Annotated in this window: 22 protein-coding genes and 1 tRNA gene; 9 read left to right on the top strand and 14 right to left on the bottom strand. The window is 75.4% G+C overall.

Going from position 1 to position 26278, the window contains the following annotated elements; genetic code table 11:
* Positions 1–1200 (bottom strand): zinc-dependent metalloprotease, encoded by a 1200-nt coding sequence (locus AB1207_RS04675; RefSeq protein ID WP_367636631.1) that lies wholly within the window; start codon positions 1198–1200, stop codon positions 1–3.
* 142 nt (positions 1201–1342) lie between these two features.
* Positions 1343–2776, bottom strand: a complete 1434-nt coding sequence (gene dacB / locus AB1207_RS04670; RefSeq protein WP_367636630.1) for a D-alanyl-D-alanine carboxypeptidase/D-alanyl-D-alanine endopeptidase — start codon at positions 2774–2776, stop codon at positions 1343–1345.
* Between the two features lie 186 nt (positions 2777–2962).
* On the opposite strand from dacB, the gene AB1207_RS04665 reads away from it, so the two are divergent.
* The gene (locus AB1207_RS04665) at positions 2963–3484 is read left to right on the top strand and encodes an inorganic diphosphatase (protein WP_367636629.1); all 522 of its coding nucleotides are present in this window, start codon (positions 2963–2965) and stop codon (positions 3482–3484) included.
* Between the two features lie 119 nt (positions 3485–3603).
* Here the strand turns inward: AB1207_RS04665 and AB1207_RS04660 are convergent, their stop codons facing one another.
* A complete protein-coding gene (locus tag AB1207_RS04660) occupies positions 3604–4836 on the bottom strand; it encodes a C40 family peptidase (RefSeq protein ID WP_367636628.1) in 1233 nt (410 codons plus the stop codon).
* Positions 4837–5031: 195 nt separating this feature from the next.
* Here AB1207_RS04660 and AB1207_RS04655 point away from each other — a divergent pair, with 195 nt between their 5' ends.
* Both AB1207_RS04655 and AB1207_RS04650 read left to right on the top strand, forming a co-directional pair.
* Positions 5032–5478 (top strand): MerR family transcriptional regulator, encoded by a 447-nt coding sequence (locus AB1207_RS04655; RefSeq protein ID WP_437178874.1) that lies wholly within the window; start codon positions 5032–5034, stop codon positions 5476–5478.
* 88 nt (positions 5479–5566) lie between these two features.
* The gene (locus AB1207_RS04650; RefSeq protein ID WP_367636626.1) at positions 5567–5833 is read left to right on the top strand and encodes a hypothetical protein; all 267 of its coding nucleotides are present in this window, start codon (positions 5567–5569) and stop codon (positions 5831–5833) included.
* Between the two features lie 16 nt (positions 5834–5849).
* Here the strand turns inward: AB1207_RS04650 and AB1207_RS04645 are convergent, their stop codons facing one another.
* From AB1207_RS04645 to AB1207_RS04635, 3 genes are all read right to left on the bottom strand, one after another.
* Positions 5850–6722 carry an SMP-30/gluconolactonase/LRE family protein gene (locus tag AB1207_RS04645; protein ID WP_367636625.1) on the bottom strand — a complete coding sequence of 291 codons (873 nt, stop codon included), beginning with the start codon at positions 6720–6722 and terminating at the stop codon, positions 5850–5852.
* Positions 6723–6863: 141 nt separating this feature from the next.
* On the bottom strand, positions 6864–7562 hold the full coding sequence (locus AB1207_RS04640) for a response regulator (protein ID WP_367636624.1): 699 nt from the start codon (positions 7560–7562) through the stop codon (positions 6864–6866).
* Complete coding sequence (locus AB1207_RS04635; protein WP_367636623.1) at positions 7559–9238, bottom strand: sensor histidine kinase; 1680 nt, start codon at positions 9236–9238, stop codon at positions 7559–7561. Before AB1207_RS04635 ends, AB1207_RS04640 begins: the two co-directional genes overlap by 4 nt.
* 49 nt (positions 9239–9287) lie before the next feature.
* Here AB1207_RS04635 and AB1207_RS04630 point away from each other — a divergent pair, with 49 nt between their 5' ends.
* Positions 9288–10673 carry a cation:dicarboxylate symporter family transporter gene (locus AB1207_RS04630; RefSeq protein ID WP_367636622.1) on the top strand — a complete coding sequence of 462 codons (1386 nt, stop codon included), beginning with the start codon at positions 9288–9290 and terminating at the stop codon, positions 10671–10673.
* Between the two features lie 92 nt (positions 10674–10765).
* On the opposite strand, the gene AB1207_RS04625 is transcribed toward AB1207_RS04630, so the two are convergent.
* A complete protein-coding gene (locus AB1207_RS04625; protein WP_367636621.1) occupies positions 10766–12337 on the bottom strand; it encodes a methyl-accepting chemotaxis protein in 1572 nt (523 codons plus the stop codon).
* A gap of 57 nt (positions 12338–12394) precedes the next feature.
* Between AB1207_RS04625 and AB1207_RS04620 the strand changes: the two genes are divergently transcribed.
* Complete coding sequence (locus AB1207_RS04620) at positions 12395–12676, top strand: hypothetical protein (RefSeq protein ID WP_367636620.1); 282 nt, start codon at positions 12395–12397, stop codon at positions 12674–12676.
* Here the strand turns inward: AB1207_RS04620 and metX are convergent.
* On the bottom strand, positions 12642–13823 hold the full coding sequence (gene metX, locus AB1207_RS04615) for a homoserine O-acetyltransferase MetX (RefSeq protein WP_367636926.1): 1182 nt from the start codon (positions 13821–13823) through the stop codon (positions 12642–12644). The genes AB1207_RS04620 and metX overlap by 35 nt on opposite strands.
* Positions 13824–13925: 102 nt before the next feature.
* Positions 13926–15266, bottom strand: a complete 1341-nt coding sequence (locus AB1207_RS04610; protein ID WP_367636619.1) for a bifunctional o-acetylhomoserine/o-acetylserine sulfhydrylase — start codon at positions 15264–15266, stop codon at positions 13926–13928.
* A 322-nt stretch (positions 15267–15588) separates the two neighbouring features.
* Between AB1207_RS04610 and AB1207_RS04605 the strand changes: the two genes are divergently transcribed.
* The 4 genes from AB1207_RS04605 (at position 15589) to AB1207_RS04590 (ending at position 22627) form a co-directional block, all read left to right on the top strand.
* The gene (locus AB1207_RS04605) at positions 15589–15948 is read left to right on the top strand and encodes a hypothetical protein (protein ID WP_367636618.1); all 360 of its coding nucleotides are present in this window, start codon (positions 15589–15591) and stop codon (positions 15946–15948) included.
* 148 nt (positions 15949–16096) lie between these two features.
* Positions 16097–17107 carry a zinc-dependent alcohol dehydrogenase gene (locus AB1207_RS04600; protein WP_367636617.1) on the top strand — a complete coding sequence of 337 codons (1011 nt, stop codon included), beginning with the start codon at positions 16097–16099 and terminating at the stop codon, positions 17105–17107.
* A 104-nt stretch (positions 17108–17211) separates the two neighbouring features.
* Positions 17212–19881, top strand: a complete 2670-nt coding sequence (locus tag AB1207_RS04595) for a putative bifunctional diguanylate cyclase/phosphodiesterase (protein ID WP_367636616.1) — start codon at positions 17212–17214, stop codon at positions 19879–19881.
* Positions 19882–19939: 58 nt separating this feature from the next.
* On the top strand, positions 19940–22627 hold the full coding sequence (locus tag AB1207_RS04590) for a putative bifunctional diguanylate cyclase/phosphodiesterase (protein ID WP_367636615.1): 2688 nt from the start codon (positions 19940–19942) through the stop codon (positions 22625–22627).
* Here the strand turns inward: AB1207_RS04590 and AB1207_RS04585 are convergent.
* From AB1207_RS04585 to AB1207_RS04565, 5 genes are all read right to left on the bottom strand, one after another.
* The gene (locus AB1207_RS04585; RefSeq protein WP_367636614.1) at positions 22596–23240 is read right to left on the bottom strand and encodes a DedA family protein; all 645 of its coding nucleotides are present in this window, start codon (positions 23238–23240) and stop codon (positions 22596–22598) included. The genes AB1207_RS04590 and AB1207_RS04585 overlap by 32 nt on opposite strands.
* A 337-nt stretch (positions 23241–23577) precedes the next feature.
* Positions 23578–23654, bottom strand: a tRNA-Thr gene (locus AB1207_RS04580).
* A 67-nt stretch (positions 23655–23721) separates the two neighbouring features.
* A complete protein-coding gene (locus tag AB1207_RS04575; protein ID WP_367636613.1) occupies positions 23722–24507 on the bottom strand; it encodes an alpha/beta fold hydrolase in 786 nt (261 codons plus the stop codon).
* A gap of 39 nt (positions 24508–24546) precedes the next feature.
* Positions 24547–25479 carry an NAD(P)/FAD-dependent oxidoreductase gene (locus AB1207_RS04570; RefSeq protein ID WP_367636612.1) on the bottom strand — a complete coding sequence of 311 codons (933 nt, stop codon included), beginning with the start codon at positions 25477–25479 and terminating at the stop codon, positions 24547–24549.
* Entirely contained in the window at positions 25476–26240 is a 765-nt protein-coding gene (locus AB1207_RS04565; protein ID WP_367636611.1) for a class I SAM-dependent methyltransferase, read from the bottom strand. The genes AB1207_RS04570 and AB1207_RS04565 overlap by 4 nt, the downstream gene beginning before the upstream one ends.
* Positions 26241–26278: the final 38 nt, after the last annotated feature.

Here is a 26278-nt window from a genome sequence, read left to right as displayed (position 1 = left end):
TCAGCCGTGGACGCGGGTGACCCAGGCGGCGGGGTCGGCGATCTCGGCCGGTCGCGGCAGCTGCTCGGGCCCCGTCCACACGGCGTTGAGCCCGTCCCAGCCGACCCGGCCGACGACCCCGCGGACGAACTTGGCCCCGTCGGCGTACTGGCGGGTCTTGGCGTCGAGGCCGAGCAGCCGGCGCAGGACCTGGTCGAGGCTGCCACCGCCCTTGCGGCGCTGGGTGAAGCGGGACCGGATGGTCGCCACGCTCGGCACGACCTGGGGACCGACGTCGTCCATGACGACGTCGGCGTGGCCCTCGAGCAGCGACATGACGGCGACGAGCCGGGACACGCGTTCGCGCTGGGCGGGCGTCTGCAGGAGGTCGGCCAGGCCGATCCCGGACCCCTCCGCCGTGCCGCGCAGGACGTCCGGCAGCGACTGCAGGACACCGGCGAGGCGTTCGGTCAGGTCGCGCGGCTGGGCCAGCAGCTCCCCGGACAGCCCGCGCGCCTCCGCGGTGACGTGCTCGCGCAACCACGGGTGCGCCCCGAACTGCAGCCGGTGCGCCTCCTCGTGCAGGCAGACCCAGCGGCGGAAGTCGTGCGGGTCGACGCCGAGGTCGCGTTCGACCTGCACGACGTTGGGCGCGACGAGCAGCAGCCGACCCGGTTCCACCCGGCCGTCGGGGGCGTCGAGCCCGGCGAAGACGTCGAACTGCCCGAGGACGCGGCTGGACAGGAACGCGATGAGGCTGCCGAGCTCGGCGCCGGTCGTGCGCCGCCCGACGGCCGTGGTGGCGCGGTCGACGGCCTGCCCCGCGCGGCCGGGGGGCGAGCCGGGACGGTGCGGGACGACGACGGGCGCCAGCAGCGCGCGGAAGGCGTCGACGTTGGCCTGCGCCCACGAGGCGCGGTCGACGACGAGGGCCGGCGGCATGGGCTCGGGCGAGGGCAGGTGCGCGGTGCTCGCGACGGGTCCGGCGGCCTCGGCGGCCGCGGTGCGCAGCTCGGCGACGACGTCGTCGATCTCGGTGCGGCTCAGCTTCGGGCCGGGGCCGACGAGGCGGCCGGCGACCTGGGCGGCGAGGTCGAAGTCGACCAGGTCCACGACGGACCGGCCCTCGAGCTGGACGTCCGGACCACCGTCGTCGACCCCGGTCCGGAGCTGGGTCACCGCCGGCCCGTCCCCGACCGCCTCGTCACCGCGTGCGTGCATGCCCGCACCGTACGCGGCGGCGGCCCGCGCGCGGGACCGGGCACGGGACAGCCGCCCACGCACGTTCGGGCACGGGGCCACCCTGTGCCCGGTCAACGGGCGCAGGGTCACCCCGTGCCCCCACCGACCGGCGGGACGGCGCCTAGCGGCAGCCGCACCCCGCGAGCGCCGTCGCGAACCGGTCCTGGGCGCGGCGGGCGAGGACGGAGCCGCCCGGGGCGACGCTGTCGGACATCACCGCGAAGGCCAGCAGCCGCCCGTCGGCGTCGCGCAGGAACCCGGCGAGGCTGCTCACGCCGGTCAGCGTGCCGGTCTTGGCGCGGACGACCCCGGCGGCGGCGGTGGAGTCGGGCTGGTCGTAGCGGTCGTGCAGCGTGCCCGTCACGCCGGCCACCGGCAGCCCGGCCGCGACGGGTCCCAGCTCGGGGTGCTCGCCGGCGGCGATGAGCGACAGGACGTCGGTGAGCGCCCGGGCCGTGATGCGGGTGTCGCGGCCGAGCCCGCTGGCCCCCTGCAGCTGGACGCCGGTGACGTCGACGCCGAGGGCCGCGACCTCCTCGACGACGGCCGCGGACGCGTCGTCGAAGGTGCCCGGCCGGTCGGTCGCCAGCGCGACGCGGCGGGCGAGGACCTCGGCGAGGGTGTTGTCGCTGGCGGTGAGCATGAGCTCGACCTGCTCGGACGTGGTCGCCGACGCGACGGAACCGAGCACCGTGGCGCCCGGCGGGGCCGCGGCCCGGACGACGGGACCACCGCCGGGGTCCAGGACGGTGATGCCGTCGGCGGCGAGGGCCTGCGCGAACGTGCGGGCCGCGGCCATCGCCGGGTCGGCCGCGCGCGGGGCGTTCTCGGCGTCGGCGAGCCGGGCCTCGTCGACCGCGAGCGGCGCGATGGGCATGACGAACCCGGCGCCGACGTCGCCGGCGCCCCAGCCGGGCGACGTCGTGGGACCGGTGAACAGCCCGTCGTCGAGGCGGACGGCGACCGTCGTGCGGCCCGCGGCGCGCAGGGACGCGGCCGTCTGCGCGGCGAGGTCGCCGAGGCCGGCGTGACCGTCGACGGCGTCGGGGTCGCCCGCCCCGGCCGCGAGCAGGACGTCCCCGCCGGCGACGAGGACGACCTCGTCGGGCGTGGCGCCGGCGACGACCCGGGTCTGGACGCGGGTCGTGTCGCCGAGGGCGCGCAGGGCAGCGACGGCCGTGAGGATCTTCGTCGTCGAGGCGGGGGTGCGCGGGACGGTCTCGGCGGTGGCCAGCAGGGCCCGGCCGGTGCTCGCGTCGACGACGCGGGCGGAGACCGACGCGCCCAGGGCGGGGTCGGTGAGCAGCGGACCGACCGTGCGGGCCAGGACCGCCGGGTCGGGGACGGGGGCGTCCGCGCCCAGGGTGGGCAGGACGGGCGTGGGGGACGCGGGGGGCCGCTGCGCGCCGGGGGCCGTCGGCAGGGGGCTCGCGGTCGGGGCCGGGGTGGTGGTGAGGGGGCCGGGCACGGCACCGGCGACGTCCAGACCCGCGTACCCGGCGGCGAGGACCACGACGGCGACGCCGGAGACCAGGACGGTCCGGACCCTGCGCACGCCGCTCCCCCGTCGTCCTCCGGCTCGCCCGCTCGTCACGGGCGGCGCACAGCGCGTCGCACCCGGTTCGTTCCAGAGCCCCTGTCTGCGCGACACTAGCGCGGTCCGTCGGCCGGGAGTCCTCCGGCCGACCGCGAACCACACCGTGACGGACGGGGTCGGGCGACCCCGGTCGAGAGGAGCCACGTGAGCACCCCAGCCGAGTTCGACGCGACCATCGAGATCCCCAAGGGTCAGCGCAACAAGTACGAGGTCGACCACGAGTCGGGCCGGATCCGCCTGGACCGCATGCTCTTCACGTCGACGCGGTACCCGCACGACTACGGCTTCATCGAGGGCACGCTGGGCGAGGACGGGGACCCGCTGGACGTCCTCGTCATCCTCGAGGAGCCGACGTTCCCCGGTTGCCTCATCAGCTGCCGCGCCATCGGCCTGTTCCACATGCGCGACGAGGCCGGCGGCGACGACAAGATCCTCGCCGTCCCCGCGGGTGACCCCCGCTGGGCGAACATCCAGGACCTCGCGGACATCTCCGAGTTCGACCGCCTGGAGATCCAGCACTTCTTCGAGACCTACAAGGACCTCGAGCCCGGCAAGAGCGTCGAGGGCGCCAACTGGGCCGGTCGCGAGGAGGCCGAGAAGGAGATCCAGGCGAGCTTCGAGCGGGCCAAGGGCACCTCGTACGAGCTGGGCGCTTCCGGCCACTGACGCCGCTGCGGTGGGATGTCGTTGACGCGACGGGCCGGTAGGTTCGGCCCTTCGCGTCAACGAGCCCGACCCCCGGGCCGCGCGCGACGACGACGAGGTCGGCGCGCGGGGACCGCGGGTCAGGAGGGGCGGGTCCCCAGGGACATGAGCCCCGAGCGGTAGATCGAGCTGGTGCGCACGTTCGCGCCGGTGTGCGGCGCCTCGACCATCGTGCCCGGCGCGATGACCATCCCGACGTGGTGGATGGTCGAGGGGTTCGAGGTGTCGGTGGCGTAGAACACGAGGTCGCCGGGGGCGAGGTCGGCCAGGTCGACCTTGGCCTGGCCGGAGTACTGCATCCGCGAGGAGTGCGGCAGCGAGACGCCCGCCGCGGCCCAGGCCTGCATCGTCAGGCCGGAGCAGTCGAAGGAGTCGGGGCCGTCGGCGGCCCAGACGTACGGCTTGCCGAGCTGGGCGAGCGCCCAGTCCACCGCGGTGCCCGCGCCCGCCGTCGGGGCGGCGGCCCGGCGGACGGAGGCGGCCGACCCCCCGCCGGCGGAGGAGGCGCGCGCGGCCGCCTGCGCCGCGGCCTGGGCGGCGGCGGCCGCGGCGGCCTGACGTTCGGCCTCCAGACCGGCCTGCCGCTGCTGCTCGAGCTGGACGGTCGTCTGCTGCAGCGTCGCGAGCTGGGCGAGGAGCGCGTCCGTCTGCTGCTGCGTGGACGCGACCACGCTGTTGGCGGCGTCGGCGGCCTGCTGGGCGACGGCGCGGGCGGCGGCGGCCTTCGTCGTCGCGTCCTCCTGCGCCGTCTTGGCGGCGGCGGCCTGCGCGGCGGTGGACTGCGCGAGCGCCTTGGCATCGGCGGCCTCCTGCTGGACGTCGGCGCGGTTGCCCGCGACGTGGTCGAGGGTGGCCTGGCCGTTGACGTAGCCCTCGATGTCGCCGGTCGTCACGACGGTGGCCAGCGGGGACCACCCGTCGGAGACCCCGCGGTACTGCTCGGAGGCGACGCGGCCCAGCGCGGTGCGGGCCTGGGCGTAGGCGGCGGCCGCGCGGTCGGCGGCGGCCTGGGCGGCGGTGGCCTCCTCGGTGCGCTGCTGCAGGAGCGCGCGGGCCTCGTCGTAGTCCTCGGCGGCGACGGACAGCTTCGTCTGCGCGGCGTCGAGCGCGTCCTGCTGAGCGGCCAACTGGGCCTGGAGGGAGGCGACCTGGGCGGCCTTGGCGTCGGCCGCGGACTGGGCCGCGTCGACGTCGCCCTGGCTGGGGTAGACGGGGTCGGCGGCCGCGGACCCCTGCAGTCCCGCGAGGGCGGCGACGGGGACGGCGGAGGCGAACGCCAGCAGCAGCGTCCGGCGGGTGGTGCGCTCAGTCACAGTCGTCACCCAGAGTAGTCAGACCCGTCACAGCGTGAAGAGTAGCCACCACCCGCCCCGCTGGGAACACCTGGCGCGCGGTCGGTTGCGCGAACGAACGGGTGAGACGACGCCGAGGGTGCCGTCCCGACGTGCCCCGACCGTTACGATCGACTGTCGTCGTGACGACGACGGGCCGACGAGCAGGGGGTAGTGGTGTCGGGACTCATGCAGATCGGCGAGGTCGTCGAGCGGGTCGGGTACAGCTTCCGCACCATCCGCTACTACGACGAGATGGGCCTGGTCACCCCGACCCAGCGCACGCCCGGCGGGTTCCGCCTCTACACCGAGATGGACGTCTACCGGCTCCTCGTCCTCAAGCGCATGAAGCCGCTGGACTTCTCCCTGGACGAGATGCGGGAGCTGCTGTCCGTCCTCGACGCCCTCGACGGCCGCGTCCCCTCGCAGACGCCCCGCGAGGAGCTGTTCGCCAAGCTCGACGAGTTCCGGCAGGCCGCCGAGGCGCGCGTGGAGAAGCTGCGGGACCGGCTGATGATGGCCGAGGAGTTCTCCCAGCGCCTGCGCGACGAGGCCGAGGGACGCCACGACGGCGGGTCCCCCGCCCCCGAACCGCCCGTGCGCGAGGCGCACACCCCTGCCTGACCCGGGGCCTGACTCCGCGGCCCGACCTCAAGCGGGTCGTCCCAGGGGTCGATGACCCCATGTGCACAAGCGCAGGCTCGGTCGGGTGGTGCCCGTCCTCGTGATGGCCGCGCTCGTCGCGTTCGCCGGGACGGTCCTGCTGCGCCAGCCCGCACCGACGACGACCGCCGGCACCGTGACGAGCGCCCGCACCGACGAGGTGTGCCTCACCACCTCCGGGCACGACGTCTGCCTGGACCGCGAGCACGTCGAGCACCTCGCCCTGGCCGGGCTGCGCCCCGGCGACTGCGTCGACGTGACGAGGACCAGCGACCTCGTCGTCGCCGAGTCCCTCGTCCGCGTCGTCCGCTGCTGAACCCCCGGGGACGCCGTCAGCCCGCGTAGGGCAGCGCCGGCATCCCCTGCACGCCCGGCACGTACCGGAAGATGCTCCCGGCCGCGGGGTCGTCGTCGTCCGCGAGGCCCTCGCGCGACGTCGTGATGAACAGCTCGGAGTAGTCGTCCCCGCCGAAGGTGCAGGCCGTGACCTGCCGGGCGCCGACCTCGACGACGGCGTCCAGCGTGCCGTCGGGGGCGTAGCGGCGGACGGCGGACCCGCCGAACAGGCCCATCCACACCCCGCCCTCGGCGTCGACGCACAGCCCGTCGGGGCGGTTGGTCCCGCTCTCGTCGTTGACCTGGGCGAACGGGCGGCGGTTCGTCAGCCCACCGTCGCGGGAGTAGTCGAAGACGTCGGTGCGGCCGGTGGCGGTGTCGTTGTAGTACGCCAGGGTCCCGTCCGGGCTCCAGCCGAGGCCGTTGGAGATCGTCACGTGCTCGACCACGACCTCGACGTTCCGGTCGGCGTCCATGCGGAAAACCGCGCCGCGACCCTCGCCCTTCCCGTCGGCCTGGTCGTAGGCCATGTTCCCGGCGTAGAAGCGGCCGTCGGGGTCGCAGCCGCCCTCGTTCATGCGGATCCGCACGCGCGGACCCCACAGCTCGGGCAGGCGGGTCAGCTCGCCGTCGGCGTCCTCGAGGACGATGCCGCGCTCGACGGCGACGACCGCTCCCCCGCCGACGCGCGGCCGGGTGATCGCGACGACGTCCCCGTAGTGCCTGCGCGACGTGCTCCCGTCGGGGCCGAGGGTCACGATGTCGCCCTCGTAGAGGTCGACGAAGCGCAGACCTCCCCACGTCGGGGACCAGCAGGGCCCCTCGCCGTGTCCCACGAGCCGGTCGGTGATGCGCTCCGCTGCTGCCACGCCCCGCACCCTAGGCCACCGGTCCCGGAACTCGGGGCCCACGGGAGTCGATACCCTCATCGCCGGGGCGAAAGGCCGTTCGCGCCGGGGTCGACCGGAGGGGAGTCGACCTCGGCGGGGCCGTCGCACCGGCGCGGGGTCTCAGAGCGCGGGCGTCGGGTGGTAGGCCAGCTCGGGCCGCCCGGACCCGCCGTAGCGCGGTTCGCGCCGGGCCCGTCCCGCCGTCGTCAGGTGCTCGAGGTAGCGGCGGGCCGACACGCGCGACAGCCCCGTCCCCGCCGCCACTTCCGCCGCGGAGAGCCCCTGTCCCGCAGGCGCTTCCCGCAGCGCAGCGACGACGGCCTGCAGCGTCGGCCCGGCCACCCCGCGGGCCGGGACGGCGGAGGTGCGCAGCTGCGAGAGCGCCTCGTCGATGGCCTGCTGGTCGATGCCGTGGTCCCCCGAGGCGGCCGCGACGTCGGCGCGGAACCGCGCGTAGGCGCGCAGCCGCTCCTCCAGGGCGGCGGCCGTGAACGGCTTCAGCAGGTACTGCACGACGCCCATCGACAGGGACTGCCGGACGACCGCGGGGTCGCGCGCGGCCGTCACCGCGATGACGTCGGCGGGCACCGCCGCCGCCCGCAGCGCCCGCAGCACCTGCAGGCCGTCGACGTCGGGCAGCGTCATGTCGAGCAGGACGAGGTCGATGGGCGTCCGCTCCCCGGCGGCCCCCACCGCGGCGAGCGCCTGCCGCCCGGAGTTCGCCACGGCCGCGACGGTGAACCCGGGCACGGCGGAGACCTTGTCGGCGTGCCCGGCCGCGAGCAGCGGGTCGTCCTCGACGACGAGGACGCGGATCACCGGGTCACCGCGACCCGGACCGGCAGGTCGACCACGACCGTCCCGCCGCCGTCGTCGAGCGTCACGGGTTCCTCCACGCGCACCGTCCCACCGTGCCGCCGGACGACCTGCCCCACCAGCGCGAGCCCGAGACCGTGCGCCCCCTCGGGGGACAACCGGTGCTCCTTGCGCGACCAGCCGCGCTGCATCGCGCGCTCGAGCCCCGCCGCGCCGAGCCCCTCGCCGGAATCGGTGACGCGCACCTCGACCCGGCCGGCCGGGGCGGTGATGCGGACGCGGACCCAGCGCGGTCCGGGGGCCTCCAGCGCGGCCTCGACGGCGTTGTCGACGAGGTTGCCGACGACCGTCACGAGGTCGCGCGCCGGGAGCAGCCCCTCGGCCAGGGCGGTGTCGGGTTCGACCTCCAGCTCGACCCCCCGCTCGGCCGCCTGGGCGGACTTGCCGATGAGGAGCGCCGCGACGGCCGGATCGGCCACGTCCGCGACGACGAGGTCCGTGAGCTGCTGCGCCGCAGCCAGTTCCGCCGTCGCGAACTCGACGGCACGGTCGGGCTGCCCCTGCTCGACGAGGGTCACGACGACGTGCAGCCGGTTCGCCGACTCGTGGGCCTGGGACCGCAGCGCCTCGGCCAGGGCGCGCACGGCGTCGAGGTCGCGCGTCAGGGCCTGCAGCTCGGTGTGGTCGCGCAGCGTCACCACCGTGCCGACCCGGCGGCCCTCCCAGTGCGCGTCGAGCCGGCTGACGACGAGGACGCGGTCGTCGGTCACCTGCACGTCGTCGACGACGTCCTCGCCGGCCTCCAGCAACCGGGTGAGCGCGGGACCGAGCTCCAGCTCGCCGCCCTCACCGGTCGGCAGCAGCCGCCGCGCCTCGTCGTTGGCCACCTGCACGTGCCCGGAGGGGTCCACGACGACGAGCCCCTCGCGCAGGGAGTGCAGGACGGCGTCGTTGACCTCCCACATGCGGGTCAGGTCGGCCGGTTCGAGGCCGTGGGTGCGGCGGCGCACCCACCGCGACAGTGCCCAGCTGCCGACGAGGGACAGCGCGAGGGCCAGGGCCAGGGCCAGCACGAGGACGGGCAGCCGGTCCACGAGCGCCTGGGTGACCGACCCGGTCGCCACCCCCGCCGCGACGGCGCCGACGACGGTGCCGTCGGGCCCGCGCACCGGCAGGACGGCCCGCACCGACGGCCCGAGGGTGCCCGTGTAGGTCTCCACGACCTCCCCGCCGGCCAGGGCCGCGTCGGCGTTGCCGACGAACGTCTGCCCGATGCGGGAGGGGTCCGGGTGCGTCCACCGGACCTTGTCGCGGTCCATGACGGTGATGAAGTAGACGCCCGTCGCCCGGCGGACGTCCTCGACGTGCTGCTGGATGCCCGCCCGGTCCGCCGTCGCGGGATCGGCGAGCCCGTCGCGGACGTCCGGGGCCTGCGCCACGGCCGCGGCCACGTCGGCGACCTGGGTCGTGGCGTCGCGGCGGGTGTCGGTGCGCAGCTGCCAGCCCAGGGCCGCCGTCGCCGCCACCAGGACGATGCCCACGACGAGCAGCTGCAGGACGAGGACGCGGGAGGCGAGCGTCCAGTGCCGGCGGCGCCGCGGGCTCCCCGTCCCCGCGGCCGCGGGGACGTGAACGAAACGACCGGAAGCGCGACCGGTCCGACCACCTGTGAGCACCATCACCCCAGTCCTTCAGCCAGCAGTTCCCGGACGTCACCGAGAGGGTCCCATGAGCACAGGCGCTCAGAACTCCGCTTCGCCGTTCTCCACTCCGCAGGTCGCCAGGAAGCGCGACCGCACGCACTTCCTGTACATCGCCGTGATCGTCGCGGTGGCCGCCGGCATCGCCGTGGGGCTGCTGGCGCCCGACCTCGGCAAGGAGCTCAAGCCGCTCGGGACGGGCTTCGTCGCCCTGGTGAAGATGATGATCGCGCCGGTCATCTTCTGCACCATCGTCCTCGGCATCGGCTCGGTCCGGCAGGCCGCGCAGGTCGGCCGGGTCGGCGGGGTCGCCCTGCTGTACTTCCTCGTGATGAGCGGTTTCGCGCTCGTCATCGGCCTCGTCGTCGGGAACCTGCTGCCGACCACCAACCTTCAGCTGACCGACGCGCTGCGCGGCCAGGGCGCTGAGCTCGCCGAGAAGGCGGGCGAGAGCGGCGGCACCACCGAGTTCCTGCTCGGCATCATCCCGACCTCGCTGCCCTCGGCCCTCACCGACGGCTCGGTCCTCGAGGCGCTGTTCGTCGCCCTCCTCGTCGGGTTCGCGATCCAGGGCCTCGGCGAGACCGGCCAGAAGGCCCTCGTCGCCATCGAGGCCATCAAGAAGATCGTCTTCAAGGTCCTCGCGATGGTCATGTGGGCCGCGCCGGTCGGGGCGTTCGGCGCCATCGCGGCCGTCGTCGGCGAGACGGGCGTCGAGGCGCTGAAGGCGCTCGCGATCGTCATGATCGGGTTCTACCTGACCTGCGCGCTGTTCATCTTCATCGTCCTCGGCCTGCTGCTGCGGGTCGTCGCGAAGATCTCGCTGTTCAAGGTCCTGAAGTACGTGGCCCGCGAGATCCTGCTCATCGTCTCCACGTCCAGCTCCGAGACCGCGCTGCCCCGCCTCATCGCCAAGATGGAGCACGCCGGCGTCTCGAAGTCGACCGTCGGCATCGTCGTCCCGACCGGGTACTCCTTCAACCTCGACGGCACCGCGATCTACCTGACGATGGCCTCGCTGTTCATCGCCACCTCGCTCGGCGACCCGCTGTCGATCCCCGAGCAGGTCTCGCTGCTGCTGTTCATGGTCGTGGCCTCCAAGGGCGCGGCCGGGGTCTCCGGCGCCGGGCTCGCCACGCTGGCCGGCGGTCTCGCCGCCCACAAGCCCGCCCTGCTCGACGGCGTCGGCCTCATCGTCGGCATCGACCGGTTCATGTCCGAGGCCCGCGCGGTGACGAACTTCATCGGGAACACGGTCGGAACCCTCGTCATCGCCACCTGGAGCCGCACGCTGGACCGCGAGCAGCTCTCCGCGGTCCTGGCCGGGAACCGTCCGTTCGACGAGACGTCGATGGACCCGGCGCACAACGCCCCGGCGCAGCAGGAGCAGAAGACGCCGGTCACCGTCCCCTGACCCGACCGGCCCCGAGGACCCGGACGCCCCGACCCTGCAGAAGGGTCGGGGCGTTCGGCTGTCCCGGGGAGCCGTCGCCGCAGCCGGGGGTCCTAGACGCGGAAGCGGGCGACCTGCTCGCGCAGCTGCACGGCCATGCTCGACAACTCCGAGACCGCGGCGCGGGTCTGGGCGACGCCCTCGCTCGTCACCGACGCGGCCTCGGCGACGGAGCCGACGTTCTCGGCGATCTGACCGGACCCCAGGGCGGCGTCGGCGACGTTGCGGTTCATCTCCGCCGTCGTCGCGGTCTGCTCCTCCACGGCCGAGGCGATGGTGCCCTGGTGGTCGGAGATCTGCGTGATGACGTCGACGATCTCGCCGATGGCGGACGCCGCGGACGTCGCGTCCTCCTGGATCCGCTGGACCCGGCGGGCGATGTCCTCGGTGGCCTGCGCGGTCTGCACCGACAGTTCCTTGACCTCGCCGGCGACGACGGCGAAACCCTTGCCGGCGTCGCCCGCGCGGGCCGCCTCGATGGTCGCGTTGAGCGCCAGCAGGTTCGTCTGCTCCGCGATCGCGGTGATGACCTTGATGACGTTGCCGATCTCGCGGGAACTCTCCCCCAGCGCCGACACCGTGCTGTTCGTGGAGTCCGCGATCGCCACGGCCGTCCCGGCGACGCGGGCGACCTCGGTGGTGCCGCCGGAGATCTCGGCGATCGAGGCACCCATCTCCTCGGCGCTGGCCGCGACGGTCTGCAGGTTCGTCGACACCTCGTGGGCGGCGGAGGCGACGACCTGGGCCTGCGTGGACGTCCGGTGGGCGGAGTCGGCGATGCCGGCCGCGGTCGCGGTCATCTCCTCGGCGGCCGCGGACACCGCGGTCGAGGAGTGGCCCACGGCGCTCAGCAGCGAGCGCAGGTTCCCCAGCGCGGTGTTCAGCGCGCCGGCGGTGACGCCCAGTTCGTCGCGGGAGTCCACGGTCACGTCGTGGGTGAGGTCGCCCTCGGCCAGCGACAGGGCGGACTCGCGCAGGCGGTGGATGCGGCGCACGATCGTCGACCCGACGACCGTGGCGAGGACCCCGCTCAGCAGCAGGCCGAGGACCCCCACGACGACGATGACCGTGACGGCCGTCCCCGCCGCGCGGTCGGCGCGGGCGACGGCCGCGTTGCCCAGCTCGGTCTGCTTGTCGAGCTCCGCGGCGACGTCGTTGAGGAACGTCGTGGTGATGCCGCGGACCTGCTCGATGTACGCGGCCTCGTAGGCCAGCGGGCCCTGGTCGGCGACAGGCTTGATGGCGTCGAACGCGGCCCAGTAGGCCGTGAGCTGCTGCTGCGCGTCGGCCATCGAGGCGCCGTCGACGACGAACGGCTGGTAGGCCGCGAGGGACGCCTCGAGCTTGGCGCGGTACTCGTCCTGCTCCTGCAGGATCTTCGCGCGGTCGGCCTCGGCGACGGGCCCGTACTCGATGACGCGGGTCTTCGTCGCCTGGAACCAGCGCTGCGCGTCGGTGAGGTGGGTGCGGGGTGCGACGTGCAGGCGCTGGGTGTTCGCCATGTCCGAGCGGAGCTCCAGGACGCGGGACACCCCCACGGCGCCGATGACGACGGAGACCACCGCCATCAGGGCGATGAGGGCGAAGATCTTGGTCTTGACGGGGAGGTCCAGCACTGTGCGCACGAACGTTCCATCGGCGTGATCGCGATCGGCCTGACCCGGCCGTGGGAACGTGACCCGGTGCACACCCCGAGGATCCCGCTCGTCCTGCTGACGGTCGCCGGGGCGGTGCTGCTGGCGGCCGGCGCCGCCGTCCTGCTGCGGCCCCGGACGTTCGACTTCGGCTGGATCGCGGCGCCGGGCTGCCCCACCCCGTTCCAGGGCGGCACGGTGCTGCTGACCTCCGGTCAGGGGTGGGGGCTGCTCGCGGCCGTCGCCGGGCTCGTGCTCCTCGCCGCCGCGGCGGGCTGCGTCGTCGGGGTCCGCCTCAGCCGCGGCGGCCCAGCTCCAGGGTCTCGGTGACGACCGGGGCGATCTGGTCGGCCTCGAGCAGGAACCCGTCGTGGCCCGACGTCGAGGTGACGACGCGCAGACCCCCCACGACCGACGGGGCCGCGTCGACGATGCGACGGGAGTCGGCGACGGGGTAGAGCCGGTCCGAGTCGACCGCCACCACGACCAGGGGCGTCCGCAGGGCCGCGAGCGCCGCCTCCGTCCCGCCGCGGCCCAGGCCCACGTCCCACGTGTTCATGGCGTCGGTGAGCGCGACGTAGGAACCGGCGTCGAAGCGGCGGACCAGCTTGTCGGCGTGGTGGTCGAGGTAGCTCTGGACCGCGTAGCGTCCCGGCGCGCTCGGGTCCAGCGGGTCCTCGCCGAACTGGGCGTCCCGGCCGAAGCGGACGTCGAGCTCCGCGGCCGTCCGGTACGACAGGTGCGCGAGCCGCCGGGCCAGGCCGAGGCCGGTGTGCGGGCCCTGCCCGTCGGGGGCGTCGTGGTAGTCGCCCCCGCGCCAGCCGGGGTCGGAGACGACGGCCGTGATCTGGGCGGACTGCCCGCCGATCTGGTCGGCGCTGGAGGCCGCGGCCGAGGCCAGCACGAGCGCGGCGCCGACGCGGTCCGGTTGCGCCGCAGCCCACTCCAGCGACCGCATGCCGCCCATCGACCCGCCCAGGACCGCGGCGAACCGGGCGATGCCGAGGTGGTCGGCGAGGCGGACCTCGGCCGCGACCTGGTCGGCGACCGTCAGGCGCGGGAAGGCCGACCCCCACGGCCGGGACGTGCCCGGCCGCGGCGAGGACGGACCCGTGCTGCCCTGGCAGCCGCCGACGACGTTGGCCGCGACGACGAACCAGCGGTCGGTGTCGAGCGCCCTGCCGGGGCCGACGAGCGCCGACCACCAGCCGGCGGTCGGGTGGCCCGGTCCGGCCTCGCCCGTGACGTGGGAGTCCCCGGTCAGGGCGTGCTCGACGAGGACGGCGTTGGACCCGTCCGGCGCGAGCGTGCCCCACGTCTCGTACGCGAGCCGGACCTGGGGCAGCACCCCGCCGAGCTGCAGCGGGAGGTCACCGACGTCGGCGAAGCGCCGGTGCCCGACCGGGTCCCCCTCGCGCCACGCGCCGGTGGCGGGCGGTGCGGCGGGCGCCAGGGCGCGCGACACCTGCCCCGGCACGTCCGCAGCCAGTTCCCGTGCACCCACGTTGCGACCCACTTCAGCGACGACCACGCGCGTTCGCACCCCCTCGACGTCCCCAGTGTCCCCGACCCCGGAGGGTCAGGCGGACACCGCGGCGCCCCGGGCGGCCTGCGCCGCCGCGAACCCGACCCGCAGGTCGGCCAGGACGTCGTCGATGTTCTCGACCCCGACGGCGAGGCGGACCAGGCCCGGGGTGACGCCGGAGGAGCGCTGCTGCTCCTCCGTCAGCTGGCTGTGCGTCGTGGACGCCGGGTGCACGACGAGCGAGCGGACGTCGCCGATGTTGGCGACGTGGCTGTGCAGGACGAGCGCGTCGACGAAGGCCCGGCCCGCGGCGAGGCCGCCGGCGATCTCGAAAGCCAGGACGGCGCCGGACCCCTTGGGTGCGTACTTGCGCGCCTGCGCGTGCCACGGCGAGCTCGGCAGCGAGGCCCAGTTCACCGACAGGACGTCGTCGCGCTCGGCGAGGAAGGTGGCGACCTTCCCGGCGTTCTCGACGTGCCGCTCCATGCGCAGCGACAGCGTCTCCAGGCCCTGAGCGATGAGGAACGCGTTGAACGGCGCGACGGCGGGACCGAGGTCGCGCAGCAGCTGCACGCGCAGCTTGATGAGGTAGGCCAGCGGACCGACCGCGTCGGTGAAGACGACGCCGTGGTAGCTCGGGTCGGCCGTCGTCAGGCCCGGGAAGCGGCCCGAGGCGGCCCAGTCGAAGCGGCCGGAGTCCACGATCGCCCCGGCGATGGTCGTGCCGTGGCCGCCGAGGTACTTCGTCGCGGAGTGCACGACGATGTCGGCGCCGTGCTCGAGCGGGCGGACGAGGTACGGCGTCGCGATGGTGTTGTCGACGACGAGCGGGACGCCGTGCTCGTGCGCGACCCCCGCGACGACCTCGATGTCGAGGACGTCACCGGCGGGGTTGGAGATCGTCTCGCCGTAGAACAGCTTGGTCTCGGGGCGGACGGCCGCGGCCCACGACGCCGGGTCGTCCGGGTCCTGCACGAAGCTCACGGTGATGCCCATCTTGGGCAGCGTGTGGTGGAAGAGGTTGTACGTGCCGCCGTACAGCCGCGGGCTGGAGACGACGTGGTCGCCGGCGGAGGCGATGTTGAGGATCGCCAGCGTCTCGGCGGCCTGGCCGGAGGCGACGAGCAGGGCGCCGACGCCGCCCTCGAGCGCGGCGATGCGCTGCTCGACGACGTCCTGCGTCGGGTTCATGATCCGCGTGTAGATGTTGCCCATCTCGGTCAGGCCGAAGAGGGCCGCCGCGTGCTCGGTGTCGCGGAAGGCGTAGCTCGTCGTCTGGTAGATCGGCAGCGCGCGGGCGCCCGTCGTGGGGTCGGGGGTCTGCCCGGCGTGGACCTGGAGGGTCTCGAAGCTCCAGGTCGCGGGGTCGACGGCAGGGGTGTTCTCGGTGCTCACGGTTCGTCCTTCGGCTGGGCGGGGTGGGGTCGGGGCGCGTCAGGAGCGCCGACACAGCCCGTCGAAGAGGTACGCGCGCCGGCTCGGCCAGAACGGGTCGAGCACGACCAGCGGCGGGAGCACGCTCCGATGGTGCCGGTGGGGGTGACCCCCCGGCAACCTGCGGGACGCCGGATGTGTGCTCAAGATCAACGGAGAGTGTTCTAGCGAACACTCCGCGAAACCGCCGAACGTCTGGCAGGCTGGCCCAGCAACTCTGTGCGACGCCTCCTTCACGTTCAGCAGTACTTCTTGACGCCTACTTCTCAGTTGTGGAGCCTCGATGGACGACCAGCGCACCCCCGCGGCCAGCCCCTCGCAGGTCGCGGACGACTCGGTCCAGGTGATCCGCTGGGACGCGCCCAAGTGGGCCTCCCGGGGCCTGGAGGTCGAGGGCGGGTGGCTGCACAGCTACGAGGCCCGCGTCGTCCCGCTCGAAGGCGACGAGGGCGCCGAGCGTCCCTGCCCCGTGCGCCTGGAGTCCACCGACCTCGCCTACGCCGAGAACGGCCAGACCGTTCTGCGCCGCTTCGGCCCGCGCGTCTTCATCGGCGACATCGCGCAGCTGTCGCTGCCCGAGGCCCAGCGCCTCGTCGCCGCCCTCACCGAGGTCATCGAGCGCGCCGAGGGCCAGAGCGCCTGACGCCGCACCCCGCGCCGCGGGTTGGGGCTCGTTGGCCCAACGGTGACGGTCATCGGCCTCGTGGGGCCAACGAGCACCAACCCAGCCGCGAGAACGCCCCGACACCCGGCGGACGGGACCGACCCCGAGGACCGGATACGTTGCGCCCATGACCCAGCGCACCGGCCGCGCCGTCCGGATCACCGAACCCGGCTCCCTCGAACTCGTCGACACCACCCACGCCGAACCCGGCCCGGGCGAGGCGCTCGTCGAGGTCGCGTACTGCGGCATCTGCGGCTCCGACCGCGAGGTCTTCGCGGGCACCCGCCCGGCGGAGTTCGTCCGCTACCCCGTCGTCCCGGGCCACGAGTGGTCCGGCACGGTCCGCGCGGTGGGCGCGGGCGTCCCCGAGCAGCTCGTCGGCCGCGGCGTCGTCGGCCAGGGGATCCGCACCGCCGAGGGCACCCCGGCCTCGGTCGAGGGCGACACCGAGGGCTGGCCGCAGGACTACGAGGAGACGGGGTTCACCCTCCCCGGCGGCTGGTCGACGTGGCTGACGCTGCCGGCGCGGTACCTGCACCTGCTGCCCGAGGGCGCCGACCTGCGCGCGGCGGCCGGCATCGAACCCGCCGCGTGCGTCGCCGAGGCCGTCCTGCTGGCCGACGTCACCGCGGGCTCGAAGGTCGCGGTCGTCGGCGCCGGGACGCTGGGGCTGCTGTGCGTGCAGCTGCTCGAGGGCGCCGGCTGCGAGGTCACGGTCGTCCACCACAACGACGAGCGCCGCGAGCTCGCCGAGCGCTGCGGCGCCGCGCACTACACCGGCGACGCCTCGACGCTGGGCGCGACGTTCGACGCCGTCATCGAGGCCGCGGGCGTCCCGGGCATCGCCCGCACGTCCGTCCGCCTGGCCCGCCGCGGGGGCCGCGTCGTCCTGACGGGCATCCCGGCCCAGGACGCCGACGACCTGTCCTCCCTCGAGCTGGTCTCGCGCAACGTCCACGTCCTGACCGTCTTCGGCGCGCCGACGCGGGCCTGGGCCTACGCCGTCCGGGCGTTCTCCGCGGGGATCCTGGACCCGACGCCGCTCATCACCCACGAGTTCGACCTGGCCGAGGCGAAGGACGCCCTCGACGAGCTCGCCGCCCGCCGCGGGGCGCTGAAGGTCCTCCTCAAGCCCTGACCTTCTAGAAGCGGAACCCCTTGTCTTCCAGGGGTTCCGCGGCAGACGGGTGGTTGCGCGCGGAACGGCTCAGGTCCGTTCCCGCGCGGGACGAGACGCCCCTCGTGACCCCTGCGCGCACCCGCCTCCCCCGCCGACCGCGCCGCAGCCGACCCCTGCAGAGCACCCTGCTCGCCCTGGTCCTCGTGCCGGTCGTCGGGCTGAGCGCGGTCGCGGTCGTCGGGGTCGACGACCGGCTGGGCCACGCCCGGGACGCCGAGACGGCGCTGCACGAGGTCCGCACCGCCGTGGCCCTCGACGACGTCCGCAGCGCCGTCGGCCAGGAGGTCGTCCCGGTCCTGGGGGCGGCCGCGCTGCGGCAGCCGCGCGTCCTGGCCGCCTTCGGGCTGACCCCCGAGGCCGCGGAGCGCATCCTCAGCGAGCGGACGACCTCCGGCTCGGCCGGCAGCACGGCCGCCACCGACGCCGCCGTCGCGGCCGCCCGGACGGGGGACGCGGCCCGGGCCGCCGTCGTCGCCGCGCTGCCGGAGCGGCTCCTGCAGGCCCGGACCATGACGGCCGGTGACGTCGACACGGGGCTGGCGCTCTACGACCATCTCCTGTCCGACCTCACCACGCAGGTCAACGCGCACCTCAAGGAGGCCCGCAGCCTCGGCCTCGAGGGCGACCTCGCCTCGGCCCTGGCCGACCTCCAGCGCGTGTCGCGCGCCTCGGCCCTGGCCAGCCACGAGATCACCGCCTACCTGGGCACGGTCGCGGACGCCCAGACCGTCCACCGGCGGGACTTCCTGCGGGTCTGGGGCGCCTACCAGCAGGCCTCGGCCGACGTCGTCGCGCTGACCGACCCCGCCATCGCCGCCGACTGGTCCGCGGCGGAGGAGTCCGTGAGCTCGCAGCGGCTCGACGAGGTGCTCGCGGCGACCACCGACCGCGACGCCACGACCACCCTCGCCGGGCTGACCGTCGTCGGCATGGGCTCGGCCGACCGCGACGCGGCCCTGCGCGCGGTGCTCGCCCGGGCGGCCGCCGTCGTCGTCGACGAGGCCCAGGCGCAGGCCGACGTGGCCCGCCGCGAGCTGCAGCAGCTGCTCGTCCTGTGCGGGCTGGTCGTCGCCGCGACCCTCGTCGGGACCCTCGTCGTCCGGCGGGTGATCGCCGGGCCGCTGGGCCGCCTCGCCGAGCAGTCCCGCTCGGTCGCCGCCGGCGAGCTCGTCGACGTCCAGGAGCAGGGGCCGACGGAGGTCCGCGTCGTCGCCCAGGGCCTCGCGGCGGCTGTCGACACCCTGCGCCGCGTGCAGGTCCAGGCCGAGGCGATCGCCGCCGGCGAGCTCGACTGCGAGGTCGTCCGCACGCCCGTGCCCGGTCCGCTGGGCCAGATCGTCCACGCCTCGGTGACGCAGGTCCTCGCCGCCTTCCACGAGCGCGAGCAGCTGCAGGCCGACCTCGCCCACCAGGCCGCGCACGACGCCCTGACCGAGCTGCCCAACCGCGCGCAGACCCTCGTGCTCACCGAACGCGCCCTGCACCGCGCCGCCCGCCAGGGCAGCCGCGTCGGCCTGCTGTTCCTCGACCTCGACCACTTCAAGGCCGTCAACGACAGCTTCGGGCACGCCGCCGGCGACGAGCTGCTGCGGACGGCCGCGGCCCGGATGCACGCCACCGTGCGCGGGGGCGACGTCGTCTGCCGACTGGGGGGCGACGAGTTCGTCGTCCTGGTCGAGGGCGTGGAGGACGAGAAGGGCCTCGTCGACCTCGGCGAGCGCCTCATCACCGCGCTCAGCGCCCCCGTCGCCCTCGCGGGGCTGCCGCAGGCCCAGCACGTGCGGGTCGGGGCGAGCGTCGGCGTCGCGGTGAGCGTGCCCGGCACGTTGGACGCCGAACGCCTCGTCCGGGACGCCGACGCGGCCGCCTACCGCGCCAAGGGCGCCGGTCGCGGTGTCGTGGAGGTCTTCGACGACGAGCTGCGCGCCGAGCTCAGCGCCCGCACCGAGCTCGAGACGGCGCTGCGCAGCGGCCTGGACAGCGGCGAGCTCGTCCTCTACTACCAGCCGGTCCTCGACCTCGAGACCGGCCGGACCAAGAGCGTGGAGGCCCTCGTCCGCTGGATCCGCCCCGGGCACGGGCTCGTCCCGCCGGACGCCTTCATCCCCGTCGCCGAGGCGTCCTCGCTCGTGTGCGACCTCGGCCGCTGGGCCCTGGCGGAGGCGACGGCGCAGCTCGTGCGCTGGGACGCCGAGGGCGGTCACCGCGGCGGGCTCGACGTCGCCGTCAACATCTCCGGTCGGCACCTGGCCCAGGCGCACCTGCTCGACGCCGTCACCGACGCCCTGACGGCCAGCGGGATCCACCCGAACCGGCTGACGGTCGAGATCACCGAGACCGTCCTCGTCGACGAGCCCCTCGCGCTGGAGCACCTGCGGTCGCTGCGCGAGCTCGGCGTGCGGGTCGCCATCGACGACTTCGGGACGGGCTACACCTCGATCGGGCAGCTGTCCCGGCTGCCCGTGGACGTGCTGAAGATCGACCGCAGCTTCGTCTCCTCCCCCGAGGCGGGCAACGCCGACCTCGTGCGGCTGCTCATCAGTGCGGCGCACAGCTTCTCGCTCGGCGTCGTCGCCGAGGGCGTGGAGGAGGACGGGCAGCTGTCCGCCCTGCTGGCGGCCTCCTGCGACGCGGCGCAGGGCTACCTCTTCGCCCGTCCGGTGCCCCCGTCCGAGCTCCCGGCCGCGGAGCTGCCGGCGACGCCCGTCCTCGTCACCGAGCCCCGGACGTGACACCCTCTGGGTGACCCCCTGTGACCAACAGGTGACCCCCCGCCTTCGAGGAGCCCTCGTGACGCTGCCCAGCGCCCGCACGCGCCGGCCGTCACGCAGGGTCGCAGCGCTGCTGCGGGGACGAGCAGGCACGTTGCGGCGCAGCCTCATCGCGCTCGTCCTCGTCCCCGTCCTGGGGCTCGTCGGCCTGATGGCCTACGCCGTCGACGAGCAGGCCCGCCGCGCGCAGACGGCGGAGACCGCCGCCGACGACGTCGCCGCGGCCGTCGCGCTGGACGCCGTGCGCGCGGCCGTCGCCCGCGAGGTCGTGCCCGTGCTCGGCCAGGCCGTGCTCGACGACCCCCGCACGGCGGCCTCCGTCGGCGTCGACCAGGACGCCGTGACCTCCCTGTCCTCCCTCGCCCGCCCCACGCTCGCCGGTCAGGCCCTCACCGTCAGCCGCGACACCGACGGCGCCCTGGACGAGGCTCGTCGGAACGAGGGCTCCCGGGCCCTCGCCGAGAGCACGGCGGCGACCGTGGCCCAGCTGCGGACCGGCGCCCGGGGTGGGGACCTCGACGCCGTCTTCGCCGGCTACCAGCGCGTCACCGACGAGCTCGCCACCCGCGTGAGCACCCTGCTGCAGTCCGCCCGCGCCCAGGGCCTGGACGAGGAGGGCACCCGGGCGCTCGCCGACCTGCAGCTCGTCTCCCGCGCCTCGGCGCTGGCCGGCGTCGAGGTCCCGCTGTACTTCGCGGCCACCGCGGGCGACGGAGCCGAACGGACCGCCAACCGCGAGGCCTTCCTGCAGGCCTGGGGCGGCTACCGGGCGGCGTCGGCCGACGTGCTGTCCCAGGGGTCCCCGGGCCTGGCCGCCGCGTGGCGCGCGGCCACGACCGGCGCCGCGGCCCGGGCCGTCGACGACCCCCTCGACGAGGGGGCCCGCCAGGTCACCGACGCGTCCCTGGAGAGCTTCGTCGGGCTCGCCGCCGCGAACACGGCCCGCGACACCGCGGTCCGCGCCGTCGTCGAGGAGACGGGGGAGACCGCCCGGGAGCTCGCCGTCGGCCCCGTGGACCGGGCGCAGGCGACATTGCGGCTGCTCGTCGGGGCCTGCTCGGTCATCGTCCTCGGCACGCTCGCGGCGGCCCTGCTGCTGCGCCGTTGGATCGCCCTGCCGTTGAGCCGGCTGGCCGAGCAGGCGCGCGCGGTCAGCGACGGCGAGCTCGTCGACGTCGAGGAGGGCGGCCCGGTCGAGGTCAGGACGGTCGCCCGCGGGCTCGCCGTGGCGGTCGCGAACCTGCGCCGCGTCCGGGACCAGGCGCAGGCCGTGGCCGACGGGGCGCTCGACGCCGACGTCGTCACCCGCCCCGTCCACGGTCCGCTGGGCGAGGTCGTCCACGCCTCGGTCCGGCAGATGGTCGTCGCGCTGCAGGAACGCGAACGGCTGCAGGCCGTCCTGGCCCACCAGGCCTCCCACGACGCCCTCACCGAGCTGCCCAACCGCGCGCAGGCCTCCGAGCTCATCGACGCCTCCCTGCACCGGATGGCCCGGCACGACGGCCGGGTCGGGCTGCTGTTCGTCGACCTCGACCACTTCAAGGCCGTCAACGACACCCACGGGCACGCCGCCGGCGACGAGCTGCTGCGCGTCGTCAGCGCCCGGATGGCCGGCTGCCTGCGCGGCGGGGACGTCGTCGCCCGGCTCGGCGGCGACGAGTTCGTCGTCGTGGTCGAGCAGGTCGAGGACGAGGGCGGGCTCGTCGACCTCGGGACCCGGCTCATCGACGCGGTCTGCACGCCCGTCGAGCTGTCCGGCCGGCACACCGGTGTCCGGGTGCGCGTCGGCGCGAGCGTCGGGGTCGCGATCAGCCCCGTCGGCGGCTGCTCGGCCGAGCGCCTGCTGCGGGAGGCCGACGCCGCCGCCTACCGGGCCAAGGCCGCCGGCCGCGGGACGGTCGAGGTCTTCGACGACGCCCTGCGCCGCGACATCGCCCACCGCACCGACCTCGAGCACGCCCTGCGCGCCGGGCTCGAGGACGGCGAGCTCGTCCTGCACTACCAGCCGGTCCTGGACCTGCGGACGGACTCCGTGCGCAGCGTCGAGGCCCTCGTGCGCTGGGACCGCCCCGGTGCCGGGCTGCTCGGGCCGGACGCGTTCATCCCCGTCGCCGAGGCCTCCGACCTCGTCTGCGACCTGGGGCGCTGGGCCCTGATGACGGCGGCCGCGCAGCTCGCCGCGTGGGACGCCGAGGGCGGCGACCTCGCCGGGATCACCGCGGCCGTCAACGTCTCCGGCCGCCACCTCGCCCAGCCGCGGCTGCTCGGCGACGTCGCCGTGGCGTGCGCCGGGGCGGGGATCGCCCCCGACCGCCTCACCATCGAGATCACCGAGACCGTCCTCGTCGACGAGCCGACCGCGCGCGAGCACCTGCGGGCGCTGCGGGCCCTCGGCGTCCGGGTGGCGCTCGACGACTTCGGCACGGGCTACACCTCGATCGGGCAGCTGTCCCGCCTTCCCGTGGACACCCTGAAGATCGACCGCAGCTTCGTCGCCTCCCGCGACCAGGCCCACGCCGACCTCGTCCGCCTCGTCATCGGCGCGGCGCACAGCTTCTCGCTCGGTGTCGTCGCCGAGGGGGTGGAGGAGGACGACCAGCTCCTCGCGCTGCGCGACGCCCACTGCGACGCCGCGCAGGGCTACCTGCTGGGCAGGCCCCGGTCGGCGGTGGAGCTCAGAGCGCTCGCCACCGCCGGACGAGGCTGACCGCGCCGGAGGCCAGGACGCCGAACCCGACGGCCACGACGACCGAGATCCACGGGGAGTCGCTCACCCCGCGGCCGGCCAGCCCGAGCGCCCCGTAGGCCAGCGCCCAGCACACCGCCGGGACGACGTTGGCGACCGCGAAGCGCACCACCGGGTAGGACGTCGCCGCCGCCGCGGCCATCACCGGGATGCGGGCGCCGGGCAGCAGGCGGGACGTCACGAGCGTCCCGACGTCGTGGCGGGCCAGCCGCTCCCCCAGCTCGTCGAGGTGCCCGTGCGCCTCGGCCTGCCGCTGCAGCCGTCGCCCGGCCCGCGTGTGCGCGCCGCGCAGCAGCAGCGTGTAGAGGACGAGGTCGGCCGCGTACGCCGCCGCGGCGCCCACGACGACGACCTCCCCGAACGAGAGCCACGAGCGGTGGTGCCCCAGCGCCGCCATCGCCGAGACGACGGCCCCCGTGGGCAGGACGGGCAGCAGCGCTCCCGTCACGACGGCCGCGAGCAGGACGACGAGCGCCCACAGCCAGTTGTCGGCGTGGGACGTGGGGTCGAGGAGGCCGCTGAGCGACCCGGTGGGCGACCCGCTGAAGGAGGTGGTGAGGGCGGTGGTGAGCACGGTCGGACCAGGATGGCAGCCGCGCGGCGGGCGCCCCACCGCGCGGACCGGCACCCGTCGGGACACCCATCGGTGTCACCACGTGGAGTGAGGCGTGGGTGTCCCGGTCCGGTCGCCCCGACGACGTCCGGCGGACACCCACGGGTGGTCCCATGCCCGGTCCCACGTCGGACCGGGGGTGGGACCGACGCGGACGTCGTCCCCACGACTGGGGGCCCGTTCCCACGGCCGGTCCCACCACGACCCCGCCTCCAACCGGCGCGCCTTGGCCGGGCGCCGCCGTCCGGGTCAGCCGGAACGCCGAAGGGCCCGTCCGGATCGGACGGGCCCTTCGCGGTGGAGCCGCCTCGGGGAATCGAACCCCGGACCTACGCATTACGAGTGCGTCGCTCTGGCCGACTGAGCTAAGGCGGCAGTACCAGCGCCCTCTCGGGCACGGACAGTGAGCTTACAGGACGTCGGCCCCTGCTCCCACCACGGCTCAGGCGGTCCGCACCGCGTCCTCGACGACCGCCCGCACGAGGTCGGGCCGCTCGAGGGACGGCAGGTGCGCGACGCCGGGCAGGTCGGCGCGGCGGGCGCCGGGGATCCGGGCGAGCAGCTCCTCGGTGCGGTGCTGGAGGTAGCCGCAGTCCAGGTCGCCGGTCGCGAGCACGACGGGCAGGTCCAGGTCCCCCAGCCGAGACCAGGCGTCGCCGTCCCCGTTCCCGGCGGCGAAGGCGCGGTTGCGGTGGACCGTGGCGTCCATGGCGCGGAACAGCTCGCGGGCCGCCCCGCCGACGCGCCCGGCCGGCGACGTCGGCCCGTCGAGCCACAGCTGGGCGTCGAGCTCGACGGCGGTCTCGAGGTCACCGGCCTCGGCGGCCGCGTCGGCCCGCGCGTCGAGGTCGAGGGTCCGGGGGTCGTCCTCGACGGGGTCGGGTGCGCCACTCACGGCGGGGGCGAGGAGGACGAGGCCCGCGACGAGGTCGGGGGCGGTGACGGCCGCGTCGAGGGCCAGCCCGCCGCCCATCGAGTTCCCGACGAGCCAGGCAGGCCCGGTGGCGAGGTCGGCCAGCAGCGCGAGGAGGTCGGCGAGGTGGGTGAACTCTCCGTCGGGCGAGGGCGGCGAGGCCCCGAACCCGCGCCGGTCGTACGTCAGGGTCGCCGCACCGGACGGCAAGGCGTCCGTCCAGCAGCGGCGGTCGGCGACGCCGGCGTGCAGGGCGACGACGAGCGGGCCGGGTCCGGGGCGGTGGTCGACGGCGAGGGGGAGACCGGTGGGCACCGGCCCATCCTGGCGGGGGCGCCCGCCCCTCGCACCGGATCACGCGACGAGCGCCCGGACGTCCTCCTGGACGAGGTCGCCGTGCACGGCCACCCCGGCCAGCACCCCCGCGCCGGTCGCGGCGGCAACCACCGCCCCGGGGTCGGTGACGTTCCCGGCGGCCCACACCCCGGGGAGGCTGGTCGCGCCACCGGGCTGGACGGGCACGAACTGCCCCACCGCGTTCGTGGCGAGCTCGCCGCCGAGCTGGGCGAACACCTCGCCGCGTGCGCGGAACCACGGGGCGACGACGAGGGCCTCCACCTCGACGGGCCGACTCCCGACGTCGACCCGGAGCGCGCCGGGTTCCCCGCTCACCCCGCGGGCGGCGCCCTCGACGACCTCGACCCCGAGTGCCCGGAACTGCGCAGCGCTCTCGGCGGGCACGTCGAGGTCCTGCCGGAAGAACGTCACCCGGTCGGTGAGCGCACGGAACAGCAGGACCTGGTGCAGCGAACTCGGGCGCGACCCCAGAACCCCCACGTGCTGCCCGCGCACCTCGTACCCGTGGCAGAACGCGCAGTGCAGGATGCCGGCCCCCCACCACCGCCGCAGCCCCGGGACGTCGGGCAGTTCGTCGACGAGACCGGTCGCCAGCAGCAGCCGGCGCGACCGCACCGCCGACCCACCGAGCAGTCCCAGACGGAACCCGGGACCCTCGCGGTCGGCCGTCACGACCCGGTCGGCGAGGAACCGCACGCCGTACCCGCGGGCCTCCTCCCGGCCGGCGGCCAGCAGGTCGAGCGGGTCGATCCCCTCGCGCCCCAACACGTCGAACGCGTGCGCCGCGGGGGCGTTCCGGGGTTCTCCCGCGTCGACGACCACGACCGAGCGCAGGGACCGGCTCAGCGCGACCGCGGCCGCCGGGCCCCCCGCGCCGCCCCCGACGACGGCGACGTCCACGGTCGCCGAGGGGTCGATCGCGGAGTTCACCGGGCCACCCACACCGCGCGCTGCGCGCGGGGTTCCAGTCGCAGGTCGCCGTCGAGCAGGGCCTGCAGCGCCGGGGCCTCGTCGAACCCCGGCACGGCGAGGTAGCGCGGCAACCACGCGCGGGCGAACTCCTCGGCGGCCGCGGACGGCGGGACGTCGAGGACGAGGTCGTGCCGTTCGACGGCGAAACCCGCCTGGCGCAGGTGCGGGGTCCAGTCGGGGTGGTGGTTCCACCCTGCGGCCCGGGCCGCGGCGCGCGCCCGGTCCTCGACGGGGTCGGCGGTGAACCGGGGCAGGTCCTCGAGTTCTACCACGACCAGGACACCGCCGGGCGCGAGGGCCGCCCGCACGTCGGCGAGCAGCTGCGGGACGTCGCCCACGTGGTGCAGGGAGGACGCGGCCCACACGAGGTCGGCGCCCTGCAGCTGCGCCGGGAAACCCTCGTCGAGGTCGGCCGCGACGACGGCGAACCCCTGGTCGGCCAGCACGTGCAGCATCCGCGGGTCGCTGTCGACGGCCGTGACCGTCGCGACGGGGAACCGCTCGCGCAGCAGCCGACTGCCCGTCCCGGTGCCGGCGCCGAGGTCGACGACCCGACGCGGCGGGACCGTCGACGGGAGCAGGTCGACGACGGCACCGAGCTGGGCGCCGAAGACCTCGGCGTCGAGGTCCAGGGTGCGGCGGTGGGCGGCACCCTCGTCGACGTCGCCGTGCTGGGCCTCGTGGTCGTGGGAGTGGTCGTGGGAGTGGCCGCGGCTCATGACGTCCACGCTACGACGTGTCGTGCGCCGGTGGCATA

The organism is Kineococcus endophyticus, assembly GCF_040796495.1.
Taxonomy (GTDB): Bacteria; Actinomycetota; Actinomycetes; order Actinomycetales; family Kineococcaceae; genus Kineococcus; species Kineococcus endophyticus.
Note: the sequence above shows the minus strand (reverse complement) of the source record. Positions and strands in the feature narration are given on the sequence as shown.